This is a genomic window from Candidatus Avelusimicrobium faecicola (assembly GCA_900540405.1).
GTDB lineage: Bacteria > Elusimicrobiota > Elusimicrobia > Elusimicrobiales > Elusimicrobiaceae > Avelusimicrobium > Avelusimicrobium faecicola.
On sequence record UQFW01000020.1, the window covers coordinates 1 to 22431 of the forward strand.

The following is a 22431-nucleotide window of genomic DNA, read 5'->3' on the forward strand; positions in this document are numbered from 1 at the left end:
ACTGCACGCCGTCCGCGCCGCCATGCAAATCAACTATTTTGAAAATAAGTAAAAAATAACATAGAATTAAAGTGAATTATGGAAAAGGCAGATACAAAAAAAGTTATTTTGGGCCAGTTTTTTACTAAAGAATCTATTTGGTTAAAAAAACAGGTTAAAGACTTTATTTTGTGTAGCGGGTGTACCGTAGCGTATGACCCGTTTGCCGGGGCGGGGGATTTGTTGGAAGCGGCGCGCTTGTTAGGGTTTGACAAAACGGTGGGTTTGGATATAGACCCGCGGTTGCCTTGGCAAATCAATGATAGTCTAAAACAAATTCCGTCACTACCCAATGCCATTATAATTACGAATCCACCGTATATCGCCAGTTATTCTGCGGCCCGCAAGAAAGTTTTTTCGGATTTACAGGTATATTTCCATAATACTTATTACGATAATATCTATCTTTTAGCATTAGAGCAAATGTTAAAAGCACAACAGTATGTGGTGGCAATCGTGCCGGAAACTTTTATTAATACGTCTTTCTATGGTAAAACGCGCTTGCATTCTTTAACTGTATTGGAACAAAGCCCTTTTTATGATACTGATTATCCGGTGGTAGTTGCTTGTTTTGATGCAAAAGAAAAAAATGCTTCTCAAATATCTGTTTATAAAAACGAGCAATTTGTAAACACATTAGAAAAAATCAATTCTTTTCGCTTGAAACCTACGAAAGATATTAAAATCCAATTTAATGATAAAAATGGGTGGCTTGCATTGAGGGCCATTGATTTAAGTTCTCCGCAAAAAACCATTGCTTTTGATTTTAAGGATAAATTTAATTATGATTGGACCAAAGGCATTAAAGTTAGTTCACGGCTTTATTCGTTAATTGATATTGCGGTAGAAATTTCCCAACGCGAAAATTTTATCAATCAAGCAAACGCTATTTTAGGTCAAATACGCCACAATTCCGCGGATATTATATTTTCTCCTTTCAAAGGGAACACCAAGGCTGGCGCGCGCCGACGGCGTTTAGATTATACAACTGCAAGGGCTATTTTGGAGCTTAGTTATAAAAAAATATACGGAGAGCCTTATGAACAATATAGATTTTTTTAATTTAATCGCTTCACATCCGGAAACTCTTTTGGATAAAGCGTATGCAGCTGCCAATGATATTTTAATTATTCCTACAAACGCGCACCAAAGTAATTCCCTTACACAAGCAAATGCCAAATTGATACGCTATATAAGTACTTTCCACACTTTAACCCAAGATTTACATTTGACCCGCACAGATACACAAGTGCAAAAATTGTTGACGGAAATTATGCGGGTTTTGGAAGTCAAAAATATTCATTTTTCAGCTTTTTGCCAGTATTTTATGGTTCATAACCTGTCTTTTTCTATTTACAAAGATTTAGCGGAAGACGATAAGCGGGACTTTTTATTTTATGTATTGGAGGCTTACATAACTAAAAGGCATGATGTTTATTTGTCTTATGGATATTCCGACATAGTTTTACAAACATTATGTGACAATTATTCTCATAAACGCAAAGGTATGGCCGGTATCCGCAAGATAGAGCAACAACTGGTTGGTTTAGGGTTTTCTCATGCCAAAAAATATAAAGAATTGGGTTCTAAAACATATCTGTTCCCGGATAAAAAAGATAAAAAATTGTTCAAGGACATTCTAACTCAAAAGAATATTTCTTTTGTTTTCCGCGACGCAAAACAAGGGAAAAACCCAGATATATTATTTATAGTAGGTTCCGAAATATATATTGTAGAGCATAAAACGATGAAAGAAAGCGGTGGCGGACAGGACAAACAAGTGGTAGAGGTGCTGGATTTTATCCGTCAGCAAGATTCTAACCCCCAGGTGCATTATATTACATATATGGATGGAATCTTTGTAAATAAATTAGTTCACGCCTCGCATGATAAAAGTAAGGTTCAACTGGAACAAGCCACAGAAATTTTGAAGAAAAATCCAAGAAATTATTTTGTAAATACCTTTGCTTTTGAAAAATTATTAAATCACTTATTGCAAAAACCAAGTAAAAAATAGGTCCAAGGACCCATGGTTTTTGGCGGGAGTTTCGGTTATACTATGGGTATAAGGAGAATTTTTATGAATACACGCATACTGATTTTTATGTTAGCTGCCGGGGTGGCCTTTTCGGCTTCCTCCGTGCCGGTACAGGCCCAAGGCGTTCAAGGGGCTAAAAAAGCCGTAGCCACATTGGGCAAGCAAGCCACCCAAAAAGCGGCCCATTCTCCGTGGGAGGGGGTGGCTGTTAAAACAGCTAAATCCGGGGCCGCGGCCGAGCATAAAGCCGCCCGGGCAACCTCGCAAAATTTCAAAGCCAAAATGGCCGCCAAATACCCCAAAGCCGTGGTTTGGTATGAACAGCGGGTAAACGGTAAAAATGTGCAACAGGCGTTAAGGCGCGCGGTGGAATTGCGCGGTATGCGCCCGGCTACTCCGTGGCCCAAAACCCAGCCGCAAGCCGCCATTACGGTATCTTCTATGAAAGGGCTTACGTTGGACGGTTTCACCGGGGACGTCGGCCGTGCGCCGGTGCCGAAAAACAACATCTATTTGTACCGGGGAATGGGGTTAGACGAAAAAGCGTTGCGTAATGTGCTGAAAAAAGGCCTGCGTGCGCGGGATACCGGCTCCGAGGCCAACGCGGTGGAATTGCAAACCCGGTTGGTGCAAGGCGGCACTATGCCGATATCTTCCGATTTATTAAAAGATATGCACACCCAGCAGACGAACTTAACGACGGACCCGCAGGGCACGCTCCACTATGTTTATTTGCATAGCTTTACCCAGGGCAAAGTTCCTGTGATTGTGACGGTGCGCAACTGGCGCCCCAAAGGGCATAACGGCTATTTTGTGACGAAAGAAGACATCCCGGTTTCTGATTTTGTGGAAGTTTCCGCCTTTGTGCAAGGCCCTAACAATACACCGATTTGGTGCCGTGTCAGTTTGGCCAAAGACGGCCACTCGTTGGTGTTTGCGCCGTATATGCCGTTTGAGCGTTAATTTGGAAACACATCATAAAAAATACCCCGGGTTTTAAGGCCCGGGGTTTTTTGTTTATAACTACTGCTCACAATAAACCCCGGGCGTAAGCCCGGGGAGTTTCATATAGAATACAAACGGCTTAAAAGCCGCGCACGCGGGATAATTAAAAGTACAAATCCCGCTTACCGGCTTTGATTTTTTGCAAGTTTTCGTCAATCATTTTGCGTATGGGGGTGCCTTCGGCAAAGTTGGCTTGGGTGGTTTCTGCAATCAACTTGAGCCCTTTGTTTTTGAGCCCTTCCGGCGCAAAATCGTACAGGTATTCCGCAAACGTAAACATGGCGTTGGGCAAACAATGGGTTTTTATTAACCCCGGTTTGGCCATATCCATAAAGTCTTTACCCACGCGGCCCAGGCGGTAGCACCCGGTGCAGAAAGACGGCATGTGTTTGGCATCCACAATCGCTTCAATCACTTGGTCGGTGGTGCGTTCGTCCGTCAGCGTGAATTGGCTTCCGTTCTGTTTATCGTAGGAATATCCGCCCGGGTTGACGCGGGAAGCGGCGGAAATTTGCGATACGCCCAACTCCAAACATTCGTTGCGGGTTTGGGGCGTTTCGCGCGTGCTTAAAATAATGCCCGTGTACGGCACGGCCAGGCGCAATACCGCCACGCAGGTTTTGAATTCTTCGGTACTCATCACATCATTAGGGTGTTGGCTGAAGTCCGAGCCGTCCGCCGGCTCAATGCGCGGGATGGAAATGGTGTGCGGGCCGACGCCGTAAGTTTTATCCAAATACGCGGCGTGTTCCAGGGTGGCTAAAATTTCGTATTTATGGTCATAGAGCCCCAAGAGCGGCCCGATACCTACGTCGTTAATGCCGGCTTGCAAGGCGCGGTCCATGGCGTCTAAGCGGAACTGGTAATCCTTTTTGGCTCCGGCAATATGCAATTTTTCGTACGTTTCTTTGTGGTACGTTTCCTGGAAAAGCTGGTAGGTGCCAATGTGGCATTTTTTTAATTCTTCAAATTCCGGCTCCGTTAAAGGCGCAATATTTACGTTGACGCGGCGGATGTTTTGCCCGTTCCAACGGGTATCGTAAATGGCTTTAATGGAATCATACACATACTGTAAACCGCCGCCGGGGTAGGCTTCTCCGGCCACCATTAAAATCCGTTTGTGGCCCTGCTTTAGTAGCGCCGTCACCTCTTGGTTGATTTCGTCCATGGTGCTGGCGTGGCGTTTTAAGTGCGTGTTGGAGCGGCGGAACGCGCAGTAAACACATTCGTTGGTGCAAATGTTGGAAATATACAGCGGGGCAAATAATACAATGCGGTTGCCGTAAATGGCTTCTTTTACATATTTGGCCGCATCAAAAATCTTTTGCAGGAGGTTTTTATCCGTCACGTTGAGCAAAACGGCGGCTTCCTCCAGCGTAATGCCTTTTAATTGTTTGGCTTTTTCTAAAATTCCCGTCACCTCGCTATCCGTGTGCGATTTGGCACGTTCCAAGGTTCGTTGCAGTTTTTCGTCATCAATAATCATATCTCTTATATTACAATTTTTGGGCGGTTTAGTCAGCCGGGATGCTTTTGTTTTTGGTATCATATAAGTAAGCTGTTTTTACCCCTGGAGGTTGTATGAAAAAAGTGGTTGTTCCCCGCTGGATAAAATCTTACGCAAGTTTTATTCTGGCAAACTGGCTGTTTTTTACGCTGATGCGTTTGATTTTTCTGTTTGTTTTCCGTGCGGCGCTTGTGCCGCAGGCGTACCATGAACTTTGGAAAACCTTTTATTTGGGGGCCAAGTTTGATGCCCGCCTGGCTTGCGCGTTAGCCATTCCGTTGGGGTTATATTTAACCGTTTGCGCGTTTTGGAAAGGCGCGCGCTATATTAAAAAAGGGGTCAGCGCCCTCTACGGCCTGTTGGAAGCCGCTGTTTTGCTAGTGTACTTTGCCGATTTCGCCCACTATGCGTATATTTCCATGCGCATTAACTATTCCATTTTTAAGTATTCCGAAAACCCGCTGATTTCTTTGCAAATGGCGTGGGAAACGTACCCGTTGGTGTGGGCCGTTTTGGGGCTCCTTTTATGGGGTATATTGGCTTACTTTTTTGTTAAAAAATTGTGCGTGCGCGCCTTCGCGCAGGAAGAATCTTTCCGCTGGAAAGGCAAATTGGGGTGGTTCTTTATTGGGCTCCTTGCCACCGGCGCCCTTATGTTCGGGCAAATCAGCCAGTATCCGCTAAGGTGGAGTAATGCGTACCATTCCACCAATAACTTTATTTGCAACTTAACGCTCAACCCGGGGATGAACTTGTTTGATACGGCGCGGTTTGCCAAAAATGTATCGTTTGACCGGGAAAAAACACAAGCCTATTACGACGAAGTTGCCAAATTTTTAGGGGTAGATAACCCGGATAAAGAAACGCTCAACTTTATGCGTACGGTTCCGGCTAAACCCAAGGCTGAGCAAAAAGATTATAACGTGATTGTTATTTTTATGGAGTCTTTGGCGTGGAATAAAACGTCCATGACGAACCCGGATATTGACCCGACCCCGTTTATTAATGCGTTATCCAAACGCTCTGTTTTGTTTAACCATTTCTTTACGCCCACCTCCGCCACGGCGCGTGCGGTGTTTGCCACCGTCACCAGTATCCCGGACGTCACGTCTTTCAAAACCAGCTCCCGCAACCCGCTGATTGTAGACCAGCACGTTATTGCCAACGCGCTGACGGATTATGAAAAATACTACTTTATCGGCGGCAGCTCCAGCTGGGGCAACATTCGCGGTATTTTGGAACATAACATTACCGATATTAATATGTACGAAGAAGGCAAGTTCCAAAACGAGCACCGCAACGACGTGTGGGGTATTTCGGATTTGGACTTGTTCCGCGAAGCGGACCGCATTTTGACCGAGGACCAACAAAAGCATAAAAAGCCGTTCTTTGCTTTTGTGCAAACGGCCGGATACCACCGCCCGTATACAATCCCTAAAGATAATGCCGGATTCCAATTAAAAGACATTGGCGAAGATTTGGCCCACAAACGCAGTTTTGTAAGCGTGGCGGAGTACAATTCTTTGCGCTTTTCTGACCATGCTTTGCAGGAGTTTTTCAAACTGGCCGAAAAAGAGCCGTGGTGGGATAATACGTTAGTGGTTATTTTTGGGGACCATGGGCTTTCGGCCCCGCAGTCCGAAAATATGCCCCGCGGTTATGTGGAACATAATTTAATCAACCACCAAGTGCCGCTTATTTTGACGGGCGGGGCCATTAAAGAGCCGAAAGTCATTACCCGTACGGCCAGCCAGGTGGACGTTCTGCCGATTATTATGGGCATTTTGGGCCGCCCGTATTTTACGCGCGCTATCGGGCGCGACGTGTTGGGCCATAACGAATACCCGCAAGGCGCCTTGATTTACGGCTGGGCCAACGAGCCGCACCCCATCGGGTTTGTGGAGGGGGAATATTTCTACAATAACAAAGGCGGGCAGGAAGGTCTTTACAAGTACGCCCAAGATACTTATAATGAAGATATTTCCAAAAAAGAGCCGGCCCGCTTTGAGCGTATGAAAAAACTGGCGTTGGGGTTGTATGAAACGTCGCAATATTTGGAATATAATAATAAAAAAAGAGATGAAAAAGACGACTAGGAGGGTTTGTAAATGAGCACAGGATTAATTGTTTTAATTATAGTAATTGTTGTAGCTGTATATTTTGGTATGGCGTATAATACGTTTATTACGCTTAAAAACCGCGTGAAAGAGGCGTGGAGCGATATTGAAGTGCAAATGAAGCGCCGCTATGACTTAATCCCCAATTTGGTGGAAACGGTAAAAGGCTATGCCGCGCACGAAAGCGGCACGCTGGAAAAAGTAATTCAAGCGCGCAATATGGCCATGGCCCAGCACGGTTCTATGAAGGAAGTAGCGCAGAGCGAAAACATCCTTACGGGGGCGTTAAAATCTCTGTTTGCCTTAAAAGAAAGCTACCCGGATTTGAAAGCCAACCAAAACTTTTTGGAACTCCAACGCGAACTGCGCGACACGGAAGACAAACTGCAAGCCGCCCGCCGCTTTTATAACGGAAACGTAATGAACTTAAACAACAAAGTGGAAATGTTCCCCAGCAACATTATTGCCGGTATGTTCCATTTTGAAAAAGCGGAATTTTTTGAACTGGCCGAGGGGGAACAGGAAGCCCGCCAGGCGGTAAAAGTAAAATTCTAACGGGGTATGAATGACCACCTATGAATATATTGCACAAAACAAGCGGCGCACTTGGCTGCTTGTTTTGTTGTTCCCGCTGACGTTCGCCCTGCTGACCTATGGGGTGCTGTGGCTGGGTGAATATTTTTTATTCGGTAATGTAAATGTGGCGTGTGATGATATGGGCCAGTGCGCCTATACGCACCTGACGGACATAAACGGCATTAACTCTTTATTTTTGTGGCTGACTCCTATTTTGTGGGGGGTGGCCATGCTGTGGGCAGTGGGCTCTTACTTTTTTGGGGACCAGATTATTTTACATTCCGCCCATGCAATTGAAATTTACCGCGAAGACCAGCCGGAGCTGTTCCGCTTGGTGGAAAATGTAGCCATTACCCGCGGCTTGCCTACCCCGCGTGTGTATATTATGAAAGACCGCGGCTTAAACGCCTTTGCTACCGGGCGGGACCCGCAGCACGCTTCCGTGGCGCTCACCCTGGGCCTGGTGGAAAAGTTAGACCGGGCCGAACTGGAGGGCGTTATTGCGCACGAAATGGCCCATGTGGAAAACCGCGACATCCGCTTAATGCTTATTACGGTAGCGGGGATTTCCTTTTTTACATTACTGGCGGAAATTTGTTTCCGGTCCGCTTTGGTTTCCAGGCGTTCTTCCGGTAAAGATAACGATAAAGGCGCCCTGATTTTACTGGCCGTAGGCATTATTTTTATGTTGTACGGCTATATTATAGCGCCGCTTATCCGCTTGGCGGTTTCCCGCCAGCGCGAATACCTGGCCGATTCTACCGCCGCATTAACTACCCGCAACCCGGGCGCGTTAGCCAGTGCTTTGCGTAAAATTTCCGGTCATTCCGTCACGGAAGAACTCAAAGACCACGCCAGTATGGCCGCCATGTGCATAGAAAACCCGGGGGTCAAGCAGGGCGTGTTTGCGTTTCTTTCTAACTTAACGGCCACGCACCCGCCTATTGAAGACCGCATCCGCCGTTTAGAAGCTATGGACGGGAGAATATAATGGCCAGCGTGTACGATTTCAAAGCCTCCAATAACCGCCGTATTTTTATGCTTTCGGCGGTGTTTGTGGTGTTGGTTTTAGTGGCCGCGTGGTGGGGCTCTTATGCGTTTGCCCTGGGGGCTTTTGTGTCGGACCCGATAAACGGCGAGGAATCCTACACGTCCAAAATCCGCCATACGCTTATCAACCATGTGATAGATAACGCCGTGGACGGGCGTATGGATGCGTATTTCCTGCCGGATGCCGCGGCGCTGAAAACCAAAGCGCGGGGGTTGGCAAACCGGGTGACGCTGGTTGTATTTTTGTTGGGGCTGTTTTGGGTATTAAAAGGCTATAAATACGGGGAATGGATGGTGCTGAACGCCGCCCATGCCGTGCGCTTAAAAGAGCCAGAACACCGGGAATTATACCGTTTGGCCACTACCGCTTGCAAGGCGGCGGGGGTGGCGGCGCCCCGGTTGTATGTGATTATGGATGATAGCCTGAACGCCTTTACCGCGGGGGCAGACCCGCAACGCCCGGCAATTGTGGTGACGAGCGGCCTATTGGAAAAACTTTCCAAACAGGAGTTGGAAGCCGTTTTGAGCCACGAGGCCGCCCATATCCAGTTTGGGGATGTTAAACTCATTATGACGGGGTTGGTGACGTCTTTGCTGTTTGTGCTGATGGGGGAGGCGTGTTTTGCCAGTATTGTGCTGAACCGCAAGGCGGGGCTGTTGGGCTTTTTAGCCGGTGGGTTTGCCGGGATTTTTTGTTGGGCAATCGGGCTTATCGTGTGCCCGCTGATGAATTTGGCGGTTTCGCGCGAGTGTGAATTGCGGGCCGATGCCCAGGCGGTGCTTTTGTGCCGCAATACGGGCGCGCTTATCAGCGCGTTGGAAAAAATATCCAAAGACAGCCGGGTTGAAATTTTAGATTTGCACCCCAGTATGGTGGGGCTTTGTATTGCCAGCCCGCGGGCGCGGAGCAGTTTGCTGTTGGAACTGTCCGGCCTGGCGGCCACACACCCGCCCATGGCTGTACGGCTGGCCGCGCTGAAAGAAATGGACGGCCGGGCATAAACGAATTTGAAGCAGTTTATAATTTGATAACAGGAGGAATTTTAGCATTATGTTGTTAGATTTAGCGGTTGTAGGCGTAGTGGGGGCGGTGGTATACGTTAAAATATGGAAACCCACGCGGGAAAAACAATTCCAATTACAGGTGGAAATGACCGCCGCCTGGAAAGGTATTTGCTCCCATATCCGCGCCCGGCAGAATGCGGCGGCGCGTATGTTGGAAATTGCGTTTGCGTTGAAACCGGGCGAGCCGTTTGTAAAAGCCTTGTCCGCCGTGTTGGACGAGCAAACGGTACGGTTAGATGATGTACAGCAGGTGGCTTCGCGCGAAGATACGTTCTTGGGCGTGTTGGCCGCGGCGGAAAGTATGGAAACGGCTTTCCCGGCGTTAAAAACGGATGCCCGCTGGCAGGGCGCCCGGCAGGAAGTGGCGGAGTCCAGCCAAAAAATAGCGGTTTTGCGCAACCAATATAACGGGGCGGCCATGGTTTTTAATAACCTGGCGGAGCGCTTCCCGGCCAACATCATTTGCGCCCTGTGCAAAACGGAGCAAGTAGCCCTGTTTGAGGCGCCCCCGCTCAAGCCGGAAGATTTGAACGGTTAATTATTTTTTAGGCTTTTATCAAAAAGTGCCCCGGGCAGTTGGTGCCGGGGCGCTTTTGCATAGTGGGCGGTTTAATGGCTTTTGGGCAGGCTTTCCTGAAAATCAAAATATTCCCGGGGGGATAACTCAAACATAGCCGCCAGCAGATTAAGCGGAATCGTATGGGCCAGCGTATTAAAATCCCGCACGGCGTTATTATAGCGGCGTTTGGCTCTTTCGGCATGGTGTTCCGCCAAAATAAGGGTGCGTTGCAGTTTGATGAACGGCGGGTCTTGTTGCAGGGCGGTGTTGTTTTGTACCGCCGTAAAAATTTGTTTTAGCTTGCAGGTCACTTCTTTTTCGCACGCAATCCGGCGCGGCAGGGTGTTGGCTTGGCGGCAGTCCTCTCTTAAATTTTTCAGTGCGTAAATCAAGGCGCGGTCCACTTCCGGCCAGGCAGCGGCGCTAAGGGCCAAAAGCGGGAGAAGTTCACCCCTGTTTTTCAGGCGGCTGTCCAGCTTTAGCCAGGCGGTTTGGGTGGCTTTATATAGGGCGGTCAATTTGCGGCAGGCCACCGCCAGGATGACCACCAGCGCTAACATAAAACCTATAAAAAAACTGACGAGCATAAATACCCCCTTAAACCAGTTGACGAGCCGTTTTTTTAATTTTACAATGTTAGGAGTATCCGCCTGCGGATACCTGTTATAAATTAGAGTATATCCGTTCCTAAACGATTTATCAAGGGTTTTTAGCCGTGTCCGGTGCCGGCCTTGGATAAATCGGTTTGACCCCGGCGCCGGACAAAAACAACTCAAATACTTGTGGAGAAATTATGCTGCTAACAGTATCTTCCTTTGTAGGGTTTACCGCGTTGGTGTTGGGGCTTTCCTATTATCTGACGCGCAAAAATGATACCTCCTCCTCCGAAGGCTATTTTTTAGCCGGCAGAGGACTAACCGGGTGGGTGATTGCCGCATCCCTCCTGCTTACTAACCTGTCTACCGAGCAAATGGTAGGGTTAAATGGGCAGGGGTATATGTTTAATATGTCCGGCATGGGGTACGAAGTCGGCGCGTCGCTGGCGCTGATTATCGTGGCGTTTTTCTTCCTGCCGCGCTACTTAAAAAAAGGCTATGCCACTATCCCGGATTTTATCGGCGAGCGCTATGACGCCGTCACCAAACAGTTTGTAAACTTCCTGTTTTTGGCCGGCTATGTGCTTATTTTGCTCCCCACTGTGTTGTATTCTGGCGCGATTGGTATGGGCGGTATTTTTAACATTATGGATACCTTCCAAATTTCGGCCATGCAATCCATTGTGGTGGTGGTAGTAGCCATTGGGGTTTTGGGGTGCTTGTATACCATTTTCGGCGGGCTTCGCATTATGGCGGTGGCCGATACGCTCAACGGTATCGGGTTGATTTTTGGCGGGCTTATGGTGCCGATTTTCGCCCTGATGTATGTGGGTGACGGCAATATGCTTACCGGGATTTCTACCGTGGTGCAGGCCCACCCGGAAAAATTCAACGCCATTGGCGGCGCGGGGGACCCGGTGCCCTTTGCCACCATGTTTACGGGGATGTTTTTGGTCAACCTGTTTTATTGGGGTTGCAACCAAACCATTATCCAGCGCGCTTTGGCCGCCAAAAACTTAAAAGAAGGCCAAAAAGGGCTTTTGTTGGCCGCCACGTTTAAGCTGATTGGCCCCTTGTATTTGATTATTCCGGGCATTGTGGCGTTCCACATCTTCCAGGATAAACCGTTGGCGGTGGGGGATATGGCGTACCCCATGTTGGTAAATACCGTACTGCCCACTTACTTAATCGGCTTTTTTGCGGCGGTGCTGTTCGGGGCCATTTTAAGCTCGTTTAATGCGGCGCTGAACTCTACTTCCACCTTGTTTATGCTTAATGTATACAAACCGTTCCGCCCCCAAGCCACGGACGAAGAACTCGTGCGTAAAGGCAAATGGGTGGGTATTGGACTAGCGGTGTTTTCTATGTGTGTGGCGCCGCTGATTGCTAAAGCGCCGTCCGGCCTGTTTAACTATTTGCAAATGGTAAACGGTTTTTACAACGTGCCGATTTTCACGCTGATTATTTTTGGTATGCTCAATAAAAAAGCGCCCGCGTGGGCCGCTAAAGCCACGTTAGGCTTTTTTATTGTGGTGTACGGCATTACGCAGCTGCCGTCCAGCCTGGGCTTTATGGCGTGGAAGGACAGTATCGGCTGGCTGTCTGCTTTTTCCGGCTGGCACTTCCTGCACATTATGGCGGTGCTGTTTGTTATCAGCGTAGTGTTTATGTATGTGACGGGCATTTTCTGGCCGTCCGCCAATAAATACGACGATTCCAAAGATTTGCAAGTGGTGGATATTACCCCGTGGAAATTGGGCATCACCATGAGCATTGGCATTGTGGTTTGTGTATTTTTGGTGTATGTGTTGTTTTCTTCGTTAGGGATAGCCGCCTGACGGATTTTAAGATAAGCCGGGGCTCCCGTTAAGGGAGCCCCTTTTGTTTTACCCCGGGAAAAGTTGTTATAATAAAATAGTAAACAGGAGATTTTAATTTATGCCCGAAAATATGCCCGAAACCCGGATTAATGTTTTTAATGATTCGCCCGCCCGCGTGCAAACCCCGGCGCAGCAGGCGCCGCAGGTGGAGTATGCCTCGTTAATGGAACGCTTTGTAGCCTTGCTGATTGATTACGGCCTGATTATGATTCCCGGCCAGGTAATTCTGATGTTGGCTACGCGCAATATGGAGTTGGAAATGGCCCATATTTACGCCTTAACGGGGTTATTAAATGCGGTGTTTGTGCTGTATATGGCGGTTTTTTCCTGCGGGGGGAGAGTGCCTTTAGGTAAAAAATTGGTGGGGATTGCCGTTGCCTCTGCCGACGACTCCGAAGCCCCTATCGGCTTTATGCGGGCGCTACTGCGCAGTGTGGGGTATTATTTCAGCGCGGGCCTGCTGATGTGCGGGTTTTTAATGGCGTTTTTTGAAGAACGCAAACGCGCGCTAGAGGATTTTATGGGCCGCTCCGTAGTGGTGCGCCTGCGCCCGAAAGGCATTATGGAAACCGTGGCCATCACGCTGACGGGGCTGGCTATTATCGCCGCCTATGCGGGCGTGTTTTATTCGCAGACGTTTGCCAAGGGTTCCGCCGTACAACTCGCGTATATTGACCGCGCCCAAAAAACGCTGGAAGATTTATCCCTGTTGCAGGAAATCCACCGTTCCCAATACGGCTATTTTACGAACGATTTGCAACGCCTGGTGCTGTTATCCGGCGACCCGGTGCAATTCCAGCGGGACATCCAACGCACGTTGGATAGGCGCGGGTTTAAGTTGGGCGTATCGCGCAATACTTATAAAATTATTGCCCGCGCAAAAGATACCCGCCATACGCAGGTGGTGTTTATCCCGTACCGGGACAGATAACCGGCTGTTTTGCTTGTTTATTAAAAAACCCCGCTTTTTCGGCGGGGTTTTTTCATCGGTTTGAATAAGGTTTGGCGCGCAATTAATGCATGTGGTGCGCTTCGGTAGTGTGTTGGCAGTTAATGCAATAACGCGCAAAAGGCAACGCTTTAATGCGTTTTTTAGGAATCGGCTGGCGGCAGTATTCGCAAATGCCGTAAATGCCTTTGTCTATTTTACGCAAAGCGGCTTCAATTTGGTCCAGCGTTTTATGGGCATTGCCGGAAAGTTCAAACAAAATTTCTTTATCTAAACTTTTGGAAGCGTCGTCAATGGGGTCCCCCACCTCATTGTCCGGCATATCCATATTTTTTTTGTCTTTCAGGCGCGCGGCCGCATCATCCCGCAACTCCAAGAGATGTGCCTTAATTGTTTTAATTTCGGCAGCGGTAAGCGCGTCTTTATTTACTTTTTTAGTCACCATAACGTCCCCTTGTTGAATGTATATTAAATTTTAGGCCGGGTAAACGCGGGTTGCGTTTCCGGGCCGTTTGATTAGTTTAGCAAAGTACGCCCGATTTTTCAACCCCTCCAAAAACAGGACAAAGCAGACCGTAATTGTTATAATCTAAAATATACCCATTTCTGGAGTTTATTTCCTATGAAAACCAATTTATTAAAACTGCCGGTCCGGGATTTGCTGTTCAAAAATCCGCTGGTGGTAAATTATAAAAAAATGTGGCCGTTTGTAAAGCCGTACTGGTTCCGGGCTGTGTTGGGCCTGGTGCTGGCCTTGCCGGTGGGCGCGCTGGATGCCACAGTGGCTATGTTTATGAAGTATTACACGGACGATGTACTTGTTAAAAAAGATGCGTTTTTTGCCGCGTGGATACCGCTTTTAATTATTGTGTTTGTGCTGGTGCAAAGCGTGCTGACCTATTTGGTAAAGTACCTCAATACCTGGGTGGGCAACAAAATTACCCTGGGGGTGCGCAAAAAACTGTTTGAAAAACTGCTCACCATGCACAGCGGTTATTTTGACCAGGTGGACTCCGGCTTTGTAATGATGCGCTTTAACGGCGACGCCGACACCGCCTGCAACGGCCTGATTAACAACCTGCGTATGATTGTGACCCGCGTGTTTTCGTCCGTCACGCTGATTGGGGTATTGCTGTATAACTCCTGGCAGCTTACTTTTATTGCCATCGGTGCGTTTGCGGTGGCCGGCGGGCTGATTTTTATTGTGCGCAAAAAACTGGAAGAATTGGTGCGGGATGCGGTTATTGTAGGCTCTATTGCCATGCGCGCTTATAACGAAGCCTACAACGGCAACCGCACGATTGCCGCCTATAACTTGCAAAAAGACCAGGAAGTCCGCTTTAACCACTTAATGGACGAAGCCTTCAACCTGAATATGGGCATGATTAAACACACGGGGTGGCTGTCCCCGGTGATGCACTTTATAGTGTCTTTGGGGTTGGCGCTCGTGTTCTGGCAGAGCAGTTCCATGATTGTAAAAGGCACCATTACCAGCGGTAATTTTACCTCTTTTGTCACGGCGCTTTTAATGCTGTATACCCCGGTTAAAACCATGGGGGATAACTATGTGGATATTAAAAAAGCGTTTTTGGCGATTGACCGTATTTTTGAAATTTTCTCCCTTAAAACCAAAATTTCGGATAAACCCGGCGCCCGCAAACTGGCCGGTATCCAAAAGGAAATTGCCTTTGAAAATGTTTCCTTTGAATATAAACCCGGCGTGCCGGTGCTTAAAAACATTAACTTAAAAACTGCCGTGGGTAAAACGGTGGCGTTTGTGGGCAACTCCGGCGGCGGGAAATCCACCATTGTCAGCCTGCTCCCGCGGTTTTATGACCCGCAACAAGGCCGCGTGACGGTGGACGGCGTGGACGTGCGGGAGGTGGAACTTGCCTCCCTGCGTGACCAAATTGCCGTGGTATTCCAGGATAACTTCCTGTTTAGCGGAACCATCCGCGATAACATTTTAATCGGCCGCCCCGGCGCTACGGAAGCGGATTTGAAAGAAGCCGTAAAGCACGCCCATTTGGACGAATTTATTGCCTCTTTGAAAGACGGCTTAAATACGGTACTGGGCGAACGCGGCATTACGCTTTCCGGCGGGCAACGCCAGCGGGTAGCCATTGCTCGCGCGTTTATCAAAAACGCCCCGGTCATTGTGTTGGATGAAGCCACGAGCGCGCTAGATAACAAGTCCGAAGCGGTGGTGCAAAAAGCGTTGGATAACCTGACTAAAAACAAAACGGTGTTTGTGATTGCGCACCGCCTGTCTACCGTAGTAAATGCGGATATGATTGTAGTGCTGAACCAGGGCGAAATTGTGGAACGCGGCACCCATGAAGAACTGTTAAAAATTCCCAATGGGGCGTACGCCGCTTTATACAACGCGCAATTTAAGCATAAACAATAAAGCCGGGTCATTTTCAAAAGGGCGCCCCGTTGCCAAAACAGCGGGGCGTTTTTTTGCCCCTAAACAGAGGGGGAATTTGTTATAATTTGTATATGAGAAAATACGCAATTTCCGCCGCCCTGCCGCTGGTGTTTACCGCGGTGGCTTGGGGCTCTATTTTTGATGCGGTCCCTCCGGCCGCCAATCAACCGCTTTCCGCTCCTGCGGGCACTGCCCCCGCCGGGGATGCCCCTGTGCGCGTCACGACGATCACTTCGCTCACGGCGGTAAAAATGCAATCTAAATTGAGTGACCCCGCTTTATTTAAGAGCGTGCTGGATTACTCGTTCCCGCAGGAACTTTCCGGCGCGGCGGAAAAATGCCGCCAGGGGGAAACGGACGAGTGCTATTTTTCTTACAAAGGTTTTGAGCAGGACCCCAACGCGGCCGTGGCCGCCGCCGCTAACCGGGAACTGGCCGTTCTTTCCGTACAGCGCGGACTATTAAAACAAGCCTTAAAACACGCCCGCCAGGCGGCTAAATTACTGCCGGACGACCCGTACCCCGTTTTGCAAAGCGGCTGGATTTTGTTGGAAATGGGCAAATATAAAAAAGCCCGCCAAGCCTTTGCGGACGTGATGTATTTAACGGCCGATTTTGAGTATGTTTCTTCCGCCAAGTTGGGCAGTGCCGTTAGTTTTTATTTAGCCAAAGATTACAAAAAAGCGGCCGAAGCCTTGCAGTATTTGTACACGGCGGACCCGTATTCTATCTCTTTAACGGCGTATTTATTGGGCGCGTCTGCCGTGCATATAAAAGGTTCCGCGCGGTTGGCCCCGGTGTTTTTACAGCAGGCTTTGGAGCATGACTCCAACAATTACGCCGCCGTAAAATTATTGGCCTCTCTGGCGGAAAAAAATAAAAACACGTTGCAGGCGTGGCAGTATTACGCCACGTTGCACGCATTAGACCCGCAAAACGCGCGTTTGGCCCAAAAAACCGCCAAATATCAAAAAGAATTAGGCGCCAAGGCGGAAGATTATTTGTATTATTTGCGGTTGGAAACCCCCATTGCCGCGCGGGTGGAATCGGTGGATTCTCCCACGGTGCGCATGGCCTTGTACGGCTTGCGCGGGAGTCCCGCTCCGGCGGTGTTGCAATCGGTTAAATTGGTGGCTTCCGGCCCGGCCCGCGTGCAGGACGAAAAGCTCGGCACCGTAAAAAATGTGGCCGCTTTCCAACTGCGCCAATTAGTGTATAACCCGCAGACAAATGCGGTGGATATTATGGACGGTAAAGGCCAGGTGGAATTTTCGGCCAAACGTCCGTTTACTTTTGTGTTGGAACAAGACGACCGCACTTTACTGGTGCGGGATGCACAGATGCAAGACCTGTTCGCCGCGGATTTGAGCGATAAAGAGCTGAAAGGCGCTTTGACCGTTATTCCGCAGACGGGCGGTATGACACTGATTAATACCGTGCGCGCGGAAGATTTGGTGCCTGCTTTATTGGCGGCCCGCGCACAAGACGTGCGGGAAGAAGAAGCCTTGCGCGCTCTTGCCGTGGTGTTGCGTTCGGCCCTGCTGGCGGAGGTGGAAACCAACCCGCAGGCCGCGTACCACATTACGGATAACAGCGAGGTTTTCAAATTCAACGGGATTAATTTGGTATTCCCCAACTTGTTGGAGGCCGCCCGCCAGAGTGCCGGGGTGCGGTTATTGGGCGCCGTGCCCGGCGTATATGCGGATTGCGGCCCGCTGGGGGCGGATACCATTACCAATACGCAAACCAAACCCGCGTATGCGTTTTCTCCGGCCAATGCGGCTAAATATATGTTGGCCAATCCTCCGGCGGATTTAGTTTCCAAACCGCAGGATTCTACCCAATGGTCCGGCGTAAAATGGGCCTATTGGATAGATGCCAAAGACGTGGAAGAACGCCTGGCCCAAAAAACAAAATTCGGCCGTTTGCGCGCCTTGGAGCCGTTAAAACGCACCGCTAACGGGCGGATTTTAACCTTGCGTTTTACAGGCAGTAAGGGCGAATATGTGGCCCAAACCCCGCAGGAAATTTCTTTCCTTTTGGGGGCCGGGTCTTTGCGGTCCGACTTTTTTGATGCGGCCCCTTTTTATAAAGGCAAAAATATCCGCTCGTTGCTTATCCGCGGGTATGACACCGGGCTGGGTAGCGGGCTCTGCCTGCAAGGGGCGCAAGGGCTTGCCAAGCAAGGGCTCAATTATTTGGGCATTATTAAATATTACTTTCCCGAGGCACGCCTGTTAGATACCAAAACAGGAAAAATAAATTAATATGGAAAAAACAAAAATACTCTATTTTATTACGCGTTTGGATTTGGGCGGCGCCCAAGCCAGCGTGCTGACTACCTTAAAAGGGCTGAATAAACAGCAGTTTGAGCCTTATTTAGCCGCCGGACAAGGCGGGCGTTTAGACGGAAAAATCAAAAACGAAGTCAAAAACCTGTTTTTCATTTCCGCCCTGCGCCATGATGTGTGCCTGAAATGGCTGCTGCATGACGCACTGGCTACCGTGCAAATGGGGCTGTTAATGCGCCGCGTAAAGCCGGATATTATCCACACCAACGCCCCCAAAGCGGGTATTTTGGGGCGTATTGCCGCGCGGATTTTTTGGCGCAAAGCCAAAGTGGTGCATACCTTCCACGGGTTGGGTTTTGCCAAGGAACAGGGCGAAAAGCGTTTTAAGGCGTTTGTCAGCGTGGAAAAATTCTGCGCCCGCCTGACGGATGTACTGGTGTTTGTGTCCCGCCGTAATGCGGCAGAGGCCAAAAAATTGGGGATTGGCAAAGGTGTGCGCAGTGAGCTTATCCGCGCCGGGGTAAATTTCCGCCCCGTACTGCCGATTCATTTTGACCCGGCCGCCAAGCGCGCCTCCCTGCATATTCCGCCCAAAGCCAAGGTGGTACTGGCGATTGCCAATTTCAAACCGCTTAAAAACCCGCTCCATTTTGTGTTGGCGGCCCATAAAGTGCTAATGCAGATGAAAAACGTATATTTTATTTATACGGGTGACGGCGAATTAAAAGAAACGACCGAAAAACTGGTGCGCAGTTTGGGCATAGAAAAACAAGTGATTATGCCCGGTTGGCGCAGTGATGTGCTGGAACTTTTAGCCATTAGTGATGTATATGTAAGCGTTTCTTTGCGCGAGGGGTTGCCGATGTCTTTACTGGAGGCGATGTCTATGCGCGTGCCCGCCGTATGCTATGATGTAGACGGTATTGGCGAAGTGATTACCAACAATAAAACGGGCTTTTTGGTGCGCCCCAGCGATATTAGCGGCCTGGCGGAAAAAATAAAAGTGCTTTTGCGCCATAAAGCGTTGCGTGAGCGTTTTGAAGCCGCTATTGATAAGCGGGACTTTTCGGAATTTGCCATTCCTGCCATGATTAAAAAGCAGGAACATTTGTACCGCAGTTTGGTGCCGCCTTCCAAAAAAATGGCGGGCCGCCGGCGCTTTTTTCGCTCCGGCAAAAAATATTTCAAACATTTCAAACCGGGAGATAACCATGGATTACGCAATGAACGAGCTGGAACAAGAGGTGCTTAACGCCACCCGCGAACTGGCCCAAAAAAAATTAAAACCGCTCCGTGCGGAAATGGACGCCAAAGAAGAATTTAGCCATGAAATGCTGGAAGAATACCGCAAATCGGGTATGTTCGGCCTGTGGCTGCCGGAAAAATACGGCGGCTTAGGTGGGGGGATTACCTGCCTGGCTATGGCGTTTGAAGAGCTTTCCCGCGTGTGCGCGGGGTTGGCGCTTACGCCGGGTACTACGGCCCTGGGCGCTATCCCCATGTTTTTGGCCGCTACGGCCGAACAGCGCGAACGCTGGTGCTATGATTTGGCTACCGGCAAAAAGCTGTGGGCCTTTGCCTTAACGGAGCCGGAAGCCGGGTCCGACGCGACCGCCCTTAAAACCACCGCCACGAAAGACGGCGATTATTATGTGGTAAACGGCACCAAACATTTTATTTCTACCGGCAAAGAGGCCGATTTTTACACCGTAGCCGTCAATACCAATCCGTCCCGCGGGGCGCGCGGTATTTCCCTTTTAGTCATTGAAAAGGGCACCCCCGGCTTTACGTTTGGTAAAAAAGAACAGAAAATGGGGATTCGCACCAACCCGACGTACGAGCTGATTTTTGAAAATGTGCGCGTGCCCAAAGCCAATTTGCTGGGCAGCGAGGGCCGCGGCCTTTTGTATTTGCAGGAAACGCTGGACTATTCCCGCCCGGGCGTGGCCGCGCAGGCCGTGGGTATTGCGCAGGGCGCGTTGGACGAAACTATCCCGTATTTGCGCACCCGCAAGCAATTCGGCCAGCCGATTATTACTTTCCAGGCGTTGGCGCACAAAGTGGCCGAATTGGCCGCCAAGACGGAAGCCGGCCGCGCACTGGTATATGCCATTACGCACAAAATGGATAGCGAGTTCCTGCCCGCGGTAGCCGCCGCGTTGGAAAACGGTACCCCGGTGCATGACGAGCTTAAAAAGCTCAAAGGTGCCCGCTGGACTAAATACAGCGCCGAGGCCAAACTTTTCTGCGCCAATACGGCTATGGAAGTGGCGGACGAATGTGTCACGCTGTGCGGCGGAATTGCCTATACGCGCGAATTCCCGCTGGAAAAATATATGCGTGATGCTAAAATTACCCAAATTTACGAAGGTACGGTGCATATCCAAAAGAACGAAATTGCCACCGCGCTGATTAAAGAATACGCCTCCCAAGGCGAATAAGGAGATTTTTTGTATGCATATTGTAGCCTGTGTAAAGCAGACCCCTAAATCCGACAATGTAAAAGTGGACCCGCAAACGGGTTGTTTAATCCGCTCCGGTGCCGCCAGTGATATGAACCCCTTTGACGAATACGCGCTGGAAGAAGCCGTCACGTTAAAAGAGCAGGTGGGGGGGCAAGTATCCGTAATTACCATGGGGCCGCCGCAAGCGGAAGCCGTGTTGCGTGATTCTATTGCCCGCGGGGCCGATAAAGCCTACCAACTGGGGGATATGGCGTTTGCCGGGTCCGATACCTGGTCCACCAGTTATGCGCTTGCTAAAGGGATTGAAAAAATCAATGCCATTACGCCTGTGGATTTAGTTATCTGCGGCAAACAAACCAACGATAGCGATACCGGCCATATCGGCCCGCAAATTTCCGCCTGGCTTAACTGGCCCAATGCGGCGTTTGTAAAAAAAGTATTGCACATCAACGCCCACTCCGTGACGGTGGAACGCCTGACGGAAGACGGTACGGACGTGTTGGAAATTCCCTTTCCGTGCGTGTTAAGCGTGGTAAAAGAAATCAACAAACCCCGCGTAAAAAGCCCCAAAGGCCGCATTTTGGCCAAACGGGCGGAAATTACCAAATGGACGGCGGACGACGTGCAGGCCGACAAAACAAAACTGGGTATGAAAAACTGCCCCACGCGGGTGGTAAAATCTTTCGTGCCCAAGCGGGATGTATGCGCCGTAGCGGTGCCCGGTGCCAACGGCAAGGAAAAAGCCGCCAATCTGGTGGCTTTGCTGAAAGAAAACAACTATATTTAAGCGGGGATTTTACAAATGAACGATTGGAAAAATGTTTGGATTTTAGCGGAAGTAAACCACGGCAAATTAAGTGCCACCGCGTTGGAACTGCTCCATGCCGGCCGCCAACTGGCCGACGCGCTGGGCGAAAAATTATGCGCGGTTATGCTGGGGTATCAGGTAGAAAAATTTATCCCGGAGCTGTTTGAATACGGCGCCGATACCGTGTATGTGTGCGACGACGCCCACTTGCAAAATTATGTGGATGACGTTTACGCCAAAACTTTGGCCGCCATGGTGCGGGAATACAAACCCAACAAATTTTTGTTGCCCGCTACCAATATGGGGCGCTCCCTTTCTGCCAAAACGGCCGTTTTTGTAGGCACCGGCCTAACGGCAGATGCCACGGATGTAAAAATCAATGCGGAAGACGGCCAACTCCATGCCACCCGCCCCACTTTCGGCGGCAACTTAATGGCCACCATTACTTGCAAAAATACCCGCCCGGAGATGTGTTCCTTGCGCCCCATGGCGTATGAAAAAGCCGCGCGCGTATCCGGCCGCCGGGGTGAAGTGGTCAACTTCCCTTTTCAGGCGGATAAATATACGTCTTTAGCCAAGTTTGTGGAGTTCATTAAAAACGACGGCGACGGCTTGGATTTATCGGAAGCGGAAGTGATTGTAGCCGGCGGGCGCGGGCTTGGAAAGGCGGAAGGATTTACTTTGCTTAAAAAATTGGCCCAGCGGTTGGGCGGTGCGGTGGCGGCCAGCCGCGCGCCGGTGGATAGCGGCTGGATTGATTACCGCTACCAGATTGGTTTGACGGGCCGCACGGTAAAACCCAAAGTATATATTGCGTGCGGGATTTCCGGCCAAATCCAGCACATGGCAGGTATGAGCGGTGCGGATGTGATTGTGGCGATTAACAAGGACCCGCAAGCGCCGATTATGAAAGTGGCGAATTATGCGGTGGAGGGGGATATATACGAGGTTATCCCCGCCATGTTAGAAGCCTTACATTGATAACGGCATTTGGTAGGATTTAGAGATTAACGCACAAGGGGAAAAATAACATTTTTCCCCTTGTTTGCGTTTGA

19 protein-coding genes are annotated in these 22431 nt (G+C 49.4%); 16 read left to right on the forward strand and 3 right to left on the reverse strand.

The features are described from left to right. Positions 1-78: 78 nt before the first annotated feature. The 3 genes from ACQY18_RS03040 (at position 79) to ACQY18_RS03050 (ending at position 3040) form a co-directional block, all read left to right on the forward strand. Positions 79-1101, forward strand: coding sequence for a hypothetical protein (locus ACQY18_RS03040; protein ID WP_428038805.1), 1023 nt, complete (start codon positions 79-81; stop codon positions 1099-1101). Next, positions 1079-2056 carry a hypothetical protein gene (locus ACQY18_RS03045; protein WP_428038806.1) on the forward strand — a complete coding sequence of 326 codons (978 nt, stop codon included), beginning with the start codon at positions 1079-1081 and terminating at the stop codon, positions 2054-2056. The genes ACQY18_RS03040 and ACQY18_RS03045 overlap by 23 nt, the downstream gene beginning before the upstream one ends. A 63-nt stretch (positions 2057-2119) precedes the next feature. Continuing rightward, positions 2120-3040 carry a hypothetical protein gene (locus tag ACQY18_RS03050; RefSeq protein WP_428038807.1) on the forward strand — a complete coding sequence of 307 codons (921 nt, stop codon included), beginning with the start codon at positions 2120-2122 and terminating at the stop codon, positions 3038-3040. A 145-nt stretch (positions 3041-3185) separates the two neighbouring features. Here ACQY18_RS03050 and hydG read toward each other — a convergent pair whose 3' ends face one another. Next, the gene (gene hydG / locus ACQY18_RS03055) at positions 3186-4568 is read right to left on the reverse strand and encodes a [FeFe] hydrogenase H-cluster radical SAM maturase HydG (RefSeq protein ID WP_428038808.1); all 1383 of its coding nucleotides are present in this window, start codon (positions 4566-4568) and stop codon (positions 3186-3188) included. 95 nt (positions 4569-4663) lie between these two features. On the opposite strand from hydG, the gene ACQY18_RS03060 reads away from it, so the two are divergent. The 5 genes from ACQY18_RS03060 to ACQY18_RS03080 are packed head-to-tail and all read left to right on the forward strand — an operon-like array spanning position 4664 to position 9935. Beyond that, the gene (locus ACQY18_RS03060; protein WP_428038809.1) at positions 4664-6685 is read left to right on the forward strand and encodes an LTA synthase family protein; all 2022 of its coding nucleotides are present in this window, start codon (positions 4664-4666) and stop codon (positions 6683-6685) included. A 12-nt stretch (positions 6686-6697) separates the two neighbouring features. Next, positions 6698-7261, forward strand: coding sequence for a LemA family protein (locus ACQY18_RS03065; protein ID WP_428038810.1), 564 nt, complete (start codon positions 6698-6700; stop codon positions 7259-7261). 10 nt (positions 7262-7271) lie between these two features. Then, positions 7272-8273: a M48 family metallopeptidase gene (locus ACQY18_RS03070; protein WP_428038811.1), complete on the forward strand. Its 1002-nt coding sequence runs from the start codon at positions 7272-7274 to the stop codon at positions 8271-8273. Further along, on the forward strand, positions 8273-9334 hold the full coding sequence (locus ACQY18_RS03075; protein WP_428038812.1) for a M48 family metalloprotease: 1062 nt from the start codon (positions 8273-8275) through the stop codon (positions 9332-9334). Before ACQY18_RS03070 ends, ACQY18_RS03075 begins: the two co-directional genes overlap by 1 nt. Positions 9335-9383: 49 nt before the next feature. After that, a complete protein-coding gene (locus tag ACQY18_RS03080; RefSeq protein ID WP_428038813.1) occupies positions 9384-9935 on the forward strand; it encodes a LemA family protein in 552 nt (183 codons plus the stop codon). 71 nt (positions 9936-10006) lie between these two features. Here the strand turns inward: ACQY18_RS03080 and ACQY18_RS03085 are convergent, their stop codons facing one another. After that, a complete protein-coding gene (locus ACQY18_RS03085; RefSeq protein WP_428038814.1) occupies positions 10007-10543 on the reverse strand; it encodes a LemA family protein in 537 nt (178 codons plus the stop codon). Between the two features lie 206 nt (positions 10544-10749). Between ACQY18_RS03085 and ACQY18_RS03090 the strand changes: the two genes are divergently transcribed. Both ACQY18_RS03090 and ACQY18_RS03095 read left to right on the forward strand, forming a co-directional pair. Beyond that, entirely contained in the window at positions 10750-12390 is a 1641-nt protein-coding gene (locus ACQY18_RS03090; protein ID WP_428038815.1) for a solute:sodium symporter family transporter, read from the forward strand. A 100-nt stretch (positions 12391-12490) separates the two neighbouring features. Further along, on the forward strand, positions 12491-13363 hold the full coding sequence (locus ACQY18_RS03095; RefSeq protein WP_428038816.1) for an RDD family protein: 873 nt from the start codon (positions 12491-12493) through the stop codon (positions 13361-13363). Positions 13364-13445: 82 nt separating this feature from the next. Here ACQY18_RS03095 and ACQY18_RS03100 read toward each other — a convergent pair whose 3' ends face one another. Continuing rightward, on the reverse strand, positions 13446-13826 hold the full coding sequence (locus tag ACQY18_RS03100) for a TraR/DksA C4-type zinc finger protein (RefSeq protein ID WP_176777029.1): 381 nt from the start codon (positions 13824-13826) through the stop codon (positions 13446-13448). Positions 13827-14003: 177 nt separating this feature from the next. On the opposite strand from ACQY18_RS03100, the gene ACQY18_RS03105 reads away from it, so the two are divergent. The 6 genes from ACQY18_RS03105 (at position 14004) to ACQY18_RS03130 (ending at position 22357) form a co-directional block, all read left to right on the forward strand. Then, entirely contained in the window at positions 14004-15791 is a 1788-nt protein-coding gene (locus ACQY18_RS03105; RefSeq protein WP_428038817.1) for an ABC transporter ATP-binding protein, read from the forward strand. A gap of 92 nt (positions 15792-15883) precedes the next feature. Beyond that, positions 15884-18079, forward strand: a complete 2196-nt coding sequence (locus ACQY18_RS03110; protein WP_428038818.1) for a SpoIID/LytB domain-containing protein — start codon at positions 15884-15886, stop codon at positions 18077-18079. Between the two features lies 1 nt (position 18080). Continuing rightward, positions 18081-19355 carry a glycosyltransferase family 4 protein gene (locus ACQY18_RS03115; RefSeq protein ID WP_428038819.1) on the forward strand — a complete coding sequence of 425 codons (1275 nt, stop codon included), beginning with the start codon at positions 18081-18083 and terminating at the stop codon, positions 19353-19355. After that, positions 19315-20544: an acyl-CoA dehydrogenase family protein gene (locus ACQY18_RS03120; protein ID WP_428038820.1), complete on the forward strand. Its 1230-nt coding sequence runs from the start codon at positions 19315-19317 to the stop codon at positions 20542-20544. Before ACQY18_RS03115 ends, ACQY18_RS03120 begins: the two co-directional genes overlap by 41 nt. Positions 20545-20557: 13 nt before the next feature. Then, complete coding sequence (locus ACQY18_RS03125; RefSeq protein ID WP_176777025.1) at positions 20558-21355, forward strand: electron transfer flavoprotein subunit beta/FixA family protein; 798 nt, start codon at positions 20558-20560, stop codon at positions 21353-21355. 15 nt (positions 21356-21370) lie between these two features. Continuing rightward, a complete protein-coding gene (locus tag ACQY18_RS03130) occupies positions 21371-22357 on the forward strand; it encodes an electron transfer flavoprotein subunit alpha/FixB family protein (RefSeq protein ID WP_428038821.1) in 987 nt (328 codons plus the stop codon). The last annotated feature ends 74 nt before the right edge of the window (positions 22358-22431 follow it).